At 69.4% G+C, this 6592-nt stretch carries 5 protein-coding genes and 4 pseudogenes; 4 read left to right on the top strand and 5 right to left on the bottom strand.

The annotated features are described in order from the left end of the window. The 3 genes and pseudogenes from NBW84_RS03335 to NBW84_RS24055 form a co-directional block, all read right to left on the bottom strand. Positions 1–244 (bottom strand): annotated as a pseudogene (locus tag NBW84_RS03335) (hypothetical protein); the annotation flags it as partial. Between the two features lie 8 nt (positions 245–252). Beyond that, on the bottom strand, positions 253–987 hold the full coding sequence (locus NBW84_RS03330) for a thiopeptide-type bacteriocin biosynthesis protein (RefSeq protein WP_445548622.1): 735 nt from the start codon (positions 985–987) through the stop codon (positions 253–255). A gap of 272 nt (positions 988–1259) precedes the next feature. Next, positions 1260–1895 (bottom strand): annotated as a pseudogene (locus NBW84_RS24055) (lantibiotic dehydratase); the annotation flags it as partial. On the opposite strand from NBW84_RS24055, the pseudogene NBW84_RS03325 reads away from it, so the two are divergent. Beyond that, positions 1895–2101, top strand: a pseudogene (locus NBW84_RS03325) (hypothetical protein); the annotation flags it as partial. The pseudogenes NBW84_RS24055 and NBW84_RS03325 sit on opposite strands and share 1 nt — an antisense overlap. Positions 2102–2382: 281 nt before the next feature. Here the strand turns inward: NBW84_RS03325 and NBW84_RS03320 are convergent. Further along, positions 2383–3105, bottom strand: coding sequence for an ABC transporter permease (locus tag NBW84_RS03320; protein ID WP_250281576.1), 723 nt, complete (start codon positions 3103–3105; stop codon positions 2383–2385). 347 nt (positions 3106–3452) lie between these two features. Continuing rightward, positions 3453–4721, bottom strand: coding sequence for a COG4705 family protein (locus tag NBW84_RS03315; RefSeq protein ID WP_250281574.1), 1269 nt, complete (start codon positions 4719–4721; stop codon positions 3453–3455). A 593-nt stretch (positions 4722–5314) separates the two neighbouring features. Here NBW84_RS03315 and NBW84_RS03310 point away from each other — a divergent pair. The 3 genes and pseudogenes from NBW84_RS03310 to NBW84_RS03300 form a co-directional block, all read left to right on the top strand. Next, positions 5315–5458, top strand: a complete 144-nt coding sequence (locus NBW84_RS03310; protein ID WP_250281573.1) for a hypothetical protein — start codon at positions 5315–5317, stop codon at positions 5456–5458. 455 nt (positions 5459–5913) lie between these two features. Beyond that, on the top strand, positions 5914–6342 hold the full coding sequence (locus NBW84_RS03305) for an SgcJ/EcaC family oxidoreductase (RefSeq protein WP_250281571.1): 429 nt from the start codon (positions 5914–5916) through the stop codon (positions 6340–6342). Between the two features lie 36 nt (positions 6343–6378). Then, positions 6379–6592, top strand: a pseudogene (locus tag NBW84_RS03300) (hypothetical protein); the annotation flags it as partial.

The raw sequence follows: 6592 nt of genomic DNA, 5'->3' as shown, positions 1-6592 counted from the left end.
TGGTGAGCGCGGCGAGGAGCCCGGGCTCGGCGGCTGCGTGCCCTGACTGGTGGGCGGCGAGCAGGACCCTGCCGGTCCCGGCGAGGCCGGTGATGACGTCGTAGACGTGCCAGGGCGTGCTCATCGCCCGGTGGGTGAGGGCTGCGTGGTGGTGCTCGGCGAGGGTGACGGCCTGCGTGGACAGCCAGCGGGCGGCCCTGGCCGTGCTCGTGGCGTGGCGGGCTGGGTCTGGGAGGCAGGGCACGCCGATGATCAGCGACGCGGCCAGGCCCGCACCAGCGTGAAACACACGAGGTGGTCGACGCCCCGCAGGGTCTGGCGGGCCGCGTGGGTCCAGTGGTTCGCCGCGGCCGTCGCGAAATCAGCATGGACGACCGCCAGCCGGGCGTGTAACAGCGCCGTTCCGGGCAGGCCGTCGGCGAGACCGCCCGCGGCCCCGGCTGGGAGCGCGGCTGTGCCGCCGCGGGCCGCGTCGTTCACGAGGCGGCGCAGCTCGGCGAGGCGGCGGTGGGCGGCCCGGTCGAGGCGGGGGCGGCCGAGCGCGGCATGATCACAGTCGGCGAGAGTGCGTGCCACCGTCGCCGCGGTCAGCGCGGCCACGACGAGCCGCTGCTCAGGCTCATGGGTCGCGGTCAGCGTGGCGAGTACCAGGTCGCTGTCGGCCGCGAAGACCTCCTCGGCTGCCTCGATCGCCAGCGGCCCGCCGTAGCGCTCGATCTCCTGGTCGTAGGGCTCAACGCTGAATCCGGAGGCCAGAGCGTCCGCCACCAGGCGCGCGCCCCATTGGGAGACGGCGGGCAGGAGTTCGCCGCCGAGTACGGCCGGGGCCCCGTGGAAACGGACCCGCAGGTGTGGGCCGGTGGCCTGGGTGCGGTAGCACAGCCAGAACCAGCGGTCGGACATTCCGCGCAGGTCCGGGAGGATCCCGGCGAGGTCGGCGAGGATCTCGTCGTGCTGGGCCGCCGGTGCGCCGATCGCGAGCGACAGCCACGGGCCGCCTGGCAGGTAGTGCCCGGCCCCAGCTGGCCGGGGCAGCGCGGTGATAGGACGAGCCGGGGCCGGCGGGGGCGCCGTGGCGGCGAGCGGGATGACGAGTTCGAGCAGATGGCGGCCGGACGCCCGGTGACGACTTCCTGGATCGTGCCGTCGCCGCCGGGCTGCTCGGTGACGGCCCGCAGCCCGCGCCGCACATAGCGGCGCAGCAGCTCCGCGTCCCGCGGATCGTCGAGGTCGAGCGGGAGCTGTCGTTCGTCATCGTCGGTGACGACCACGGTCGGAGGTGGCGGGACGGTGGACGTCCGCCAGGAGCGCAGCTGGGCCGGCCAGGCCGCGGTGTCGCGCGCGGCGTCCGTCAGCAGCCTCGGCAGGCGCCACCGGGCGGGCGCGAGAATCGTCAACCTATACCGCACCCGTGGCTGGAAAGCGGTGTCACGCAGCGGCCCCCAGGAGAACAGCCGCCACGGGCGGCACCCGGACCGGCCCAGCAGCGCCAGCAGCCGGGCCTCCGCCGGCAGGTAACGCGGCCCGATCCGAGAGTTCAGGACCGGCACGACCTGACACCGGCGATCCCGAGACCACAGCGTGAGGCGCGCGGCGTCGGCCACGAGCAGCAAGTCGTCGAGTCGTAGATCACCCGGCCGGGCGGGGATCCCGACGGGGATACGAATCGAGGCGACACCGGTCGGCGGGGCGATCGTCGCCAGCACCGGAACGCGGGGCCGGGCCACCACCTCCGCGACGAGCGCGTCTGCGGGCGGGTCGGCCACGCGCGGCGTGCTACCCGGAAGCAGTGAGGTGAACCGGCCGGCGCTCGACCCGGCGTCCTGGGTGCCACCGACGTAGAGCGCCAGGTGCAGCCGGCCGGCGGCCAGGTCCTCCTCGGAGGCGGCGAGCACGCGGGCGCCAAGCGACACCAGCCGGCCGTACCCGCCTGCGCGAACGCACCGCGGTCGAGCACACCCTCGCCCACGTCGGCCACTGGCAGGGCCGCCGCGCCCGCTACCGCGGGCAGCGCAAGAACCTGTTCGACCTACGCCGCACCGCCGTCGTCCACCACCTCCACGTCATCGCCCGCCACAGAAACGATCAGCAAGCAGCCTGACTACCTGACCGGCGCTCTAGTCTGCGCCGATAGCGGTGCGCTGCGGACCAAGGACTGAGTGGGTGGAGATGGCGACGGCACGGATGAGCCTGCGGGAGAAACAGGACGATCTTCGTTCCCGCATGCGGGCTCTGGGGATGGGGCGCGGTGAGATCGCCGCTGAGTTCGCGAGGCGTTATCAGTTTCGGCCTCGTACGGCGTGGCGGCACGCCCACGGCTGGACGCTGAATCAAGCCGCGCGCCAGGTCAACGATGTCGCCGCGCGAACTGGATACGACGAGCTACGTATTCTGGTCGGGGATGTGGGTAGGAGCACCGAACAGCCAGGCCAGGATGACGGCCGCCAGCGTCTCCGCGGTGAGCAGGGCGACGAGGACGACCAGCTGGAAGCGTGCCGCGTCCGTGGGGCTTGCCCCGCCGAGCAGGGCGCCGACGAACGCGCCGGGCAAGGTGACCAGCCCGACCGTGCGGGTCTGGTCGACGGCGGGCAGCAGGGCCTCTCGGACGGCGGTACGGGTGAGGTCCGCGACCGCCTGGCGCGGTGTGGCGCCGAGGGCGAGCCAGGCCTCGACCTCGGCGCGGCGGCGCACCATCGCGTCGAACAGCCGCCGGCCGGTGAGGGTGCAGGCCGTCATGGCCCCGCCGATCACGATCCCGCCGGCTGCGACCAGATAGCGTGCGGATCGGTCGAGCAGCGGGACGGCGAAGATGATCCCGAGTGTGACCGCCGCGCCGGCCGTGCAGGCGGTGAGGACCACACGCCCGGCGTGGGGGAAGCCGGTGAGGCGGCCTGTCGCGGTCAGAGTCGCGACGGTGAGCATCATGGCGAGGACCGCGATCGTTGTCGCTGGAGCGGCCAGCACCCCGCGCAATGCCAGGCCGACCAGGGCGAGTTGGGCGACCGCACGGGCCGCGGCGGTGACCATCGCCCGGCGAAGCGGCACCCGGGCGACGGTGAGGCAGGTGACCGCAACGGCCAGCAGACCACCCAGGCCCGCGGTCATCCGTACGACATCGCCCACAGGCTTACTGTGCGGCCTCGAGCTCGCCGACGAGTCGACCGACAAGCTCGACCGCTACACCGAGTAGCGCATGCTGGGGCTGCCGCGAGAACGGGCGAACACTGGGCGCGGCGCGCTGATCGTTACATACAGCGTCGAGACCGTCTAAACCACCGGCCCATGCGATTACTATGAGTGACAGAAAGATCGACCTGTGGTGAGCGGGAGTTCCGCACCAGCTGGAGGAACCGGGTATCGGGTCCGACCAAAAATCGTTAGCGGGGCATGGCGCCGTTTCCAGCGTTTCTTGGTCGCTCCACGCGGATAGGGCCGGCTCGGAGGGTCTTCAGTCAGGTACCGGTGTTCGGGCCGAGGCCGGCGAGGAGTTCGGTCAGGGCTGTTCGTTCGTGGTTCATGTCCGGGTTCGTCGAACGAAGTGCGCGTAGCGCCGTGTCGATCTTGTCATCGATTGCGCTCCAGGCGGACTTGTCCTTTGGCTTCAGGCGCGCTTCGGCGTCGTCCCACGCGGTTTCGAGGTCGCTGATACGGGAGGTGGCGGAGGACTGCTGGCCGGCGTTCAGGCGATCCAGCGTGTCCTGTGTGATGGTCCGGAACTTCGAGAGGTCGCCGAGAGGAGAGGTCTGTGTTGTCTGGCCGGCGCTGGAGGCCAGGCCCGGGGTGCCGCTCTCCAGTGCGGACTTGCGCAGGAAGTATCCCGTCCCCGCGGTGACGAGAATGAGGGCCACCACGACGACCGTCTGCGCCAGGCCGCCCTGTCCCGGCGGTCCTGTTGGCCCTGTCGTCGTGCCGGTGTCGTAGGTCGAGGCGGTCGGGATGACGTCCACTTTCGTCGCCGAGAAATAGACGACGATGCCGATGATCCCGGCCGTGAAGATCACGCTTGTCAGTGTGGCGCCCAGGCCCAGCCCGCCCGCGTCCGGTGACTGGGAGAGGTAGTCACCGATCGACGCGCCGAGCGGCCGGGTCAGAATGTAAATGAGCCAGAAGGCGAGAACGGGGTAGAGCCCGAATCGCCACCCGATGGCGAGAGCGGCGATCAACGCCGCCATGATGATGCCTGTCATCAGGTAGCCGATTCCGAGCACCTCGGCCATGAGATCGCCGGTTGCTGTACCGAGGGCGAAGGTGACGAGAATGGTCAGCCAGTAGAATGCCTCGCGCCGCCGGGTGAAGATCGAGTGGATGGAGAGCGTCTTCTCGGTCAGGTACCACGCGAGGAAGGTGAGCGCGAGAAGGACACCGAAGATCAGAGTGCTCGTTTCCAGCGGCACGCCGAGGTTGTCCGTGAGGTTGTCGGTCACCAGTGTTCCGAATACGCTCACGAATGCCACCGTGAGCCAGTACCTGGCCGGTACATAGCGGCTCGCGGTGAACTGAAGGATCAGGGCGCCGACGAGGAGGACACCGGTGACAACGGATGTCCCGGTCAGACCGATGTCCAGGTCGACGTTCAGGAAGTCGGCGGCCGATTCACCGACCGTCGTACAGAGGACCTTGATGATCCAGAAGAAGATGGTGACTTCTGGGACCTTGCTGAGGGGCCGACGAACCGGCGCGAGAGTGTCGTCTGCGGTGACGAGGCTGCGTTGTGAGGTCATGGGTCTCTTTCTCGGTTCGTCTGTCGCGGTGGGCGGACCGGCGACGGGGGGAGCCGGGGAGGACGGATCGGCCGTGGGGTGTTGCCTGCCGTCCAACCGCGCGGTGCTTCCTCCCCTGTCGACGGCCCGGTGGCCAAGGCGCTGTGGTGTCGATATCCTGCACGTCGCTTCATGTAAGGAAGATGTGAGGGCGTGCGGGCGTCAACCGCGTTCCCGCCCGCGCCTTCACCGTCTACAACATCGTCGGGGGTCTCGTCTGGGCGCTCGGCGTGACGCTGCCAGGATATTCTCTCGGTCGCTCGATCCCGATCGACCACTACATCATCCCCATCGCCCTGGCTGTTGTCCTGCTGTCCGCGATCCCGGTCTGCATGAGCTCGTCCAGCAGCTAAAGAACCGTGGCGACGGCGTCCCGGCGCGACCGGAAAATCGCCCGTCGCCCGGCTCGATGGGGTGATGAGCGACCTGCCGGCCGTCAGTGTGGAATGCTTTCACCCACTGCCGGCAGAACTCGACAACGTCGCCTTGCGAGTAAGAAGGGCGAGCGAGCGGGTTCTGGTCAGAAACTGTCGTGTGGTGTCATAGCGAGCATCATGATTGTCGAGGACGACAGTGGGACCGGTGAGCGGCTGGCCGCTGTGCTTCGTGCGCTGCGCCATGGCAGCGGGCGGTGCCCCGACGGCGCGGCGGCGTTGGCCCGCGCTGCCCGCGGCCCCGTCGACCTGGTGTTGCTGTGATGCACCCAACTCTTATGATCTTGTTCTGATGATCGGCGGCGGTTTGTGTCAACGAAGTGGCCCAACTTTCCGAGTCCGGGACCCACTTAGTGATCTCCGGAGCTCTTGATCGCGGGCGAGTTCTGGCCCCACCCCGGCCTTCCTCGCCGGCGAGTGTGGTCCTCGCTGTCCTTCGCTGTCGAAGCCGGCCCGTTGTCATTGAGTCTGGCCCGTTGGGAGTTCGTGCCAGTAAAGTTGGCCCGGTTCTGATCCTGACGATCTAATTTCGGCCGGGTGCGAGCGGATCCACACCGAGCTGGATGCCCTGTTCGACGCCCTCCTCATCGCCCGCCACGCGGTGGAGCGGCTGAACCTGGGCCTGGCGGGCGTCTGCGCTGGGATTGATCGCAGAGCCTTGACTTCAAGTTCGGTTCAGCTCTTAGCGTCCGGCGTGGACCCCCTACCGAGGAGGAACCATGGCTCGGATTCAGATGCGGCCGGTGCTTGACGACGACCCGGCGGCACACGCCGCGGCCGAGGCGGCCATGGCCCGTCTCGCGACCGAGTTGCAGGAAGGCCTGGACGCCGGCGACGCGGACGTCTATGACCAGTCCTTTGCCGCGGACGTGTTGTGGGGCAGTCCCTACGGCGCCAGCCTGGCTGGCTTCGACGAGTTGATCGCCGTGCATCGTCGGCTCATGGGCGCCCGGGTCGCACCGCGTTCAGAGTTCCAGGTCGTCGCCGTGCGCGCCCCGGCGCCCGGAATCGCGATAGGGCAGATCCGCCGGCGAGCACACGACGGCACCGGGTTCTCGGAGATGGCCCTGTACACCCTGATCGAACGGGACGGCCGGTGGTGGCTGGCCGCCGCGCAGAACACGCCGATCGCCGAGGCGCCGGCATGATCGTGACCCTCGCGCAGGGCCCAGCTCGGACGGGACCGGGTGCTGATCGGTGGCGCGGTCACCCACCGACAGCGCCCGGCCACCGCGGGCGGGATCACCTTCCTCGACATCGAGGACGAGACGGGGATGGTGAACGTGATCTGCATGCTCGGGCTGTGGCAGGGCTACCACCGGGTCGCCCGCGCCAGCCCGGCGCTGCTGATCCGTGGTGTGGTGGAGAAGGCGGACGGTGTGGTCGGCCTGCTCGCCG

Source organism: Protofrankia sp. CiP1_Cm_nod2 (assembly GCF_920664355.1).
Taxonomy (GTDB): Bacteria; Actinomycetota; Actinomycetes; order Frankiales; family Frankiaceae; genus Protofrankia.
The sequence above is the reverse complement of the archived record's forward strand: the minus strand, read 5'-3'. Positions and strand labels throughout refer to the sequence as shown.

Excerpts from the sequence above, each read along its gene's own strand:
- NBW84_RS03310 (WP_250281573.1), top strand. The coding sequence starts at position 5,315 with ATGATTGTCGAGGACGACAGTGGGACCGGTGAGCGGCTGGCCGCTGTG.
- NBW84_RS03305 (WP_250281571.1), top strand. The coding sequence starts at position 5,914 with ATGGCTCGGATTCAGATGCGGCCGGTGCTTGACGACGACCCGGCGGCA.
- NBW84_RS03315 (WP_250281574.1), bottom strand. The coding sequence starts at position 4,721 with ATGACCTCACAACGCAGCCTCGTCACCGCAGACGACACTCTCGCGCCG.
- NBW84_RS03320 (WP_250281576.1), bottom strand. The coding sequence starts at position 3,105 with ATGACCGCGGGCCTGGGTGGTCTGCTGGCCGTTGCGGTCACCTGCCTC.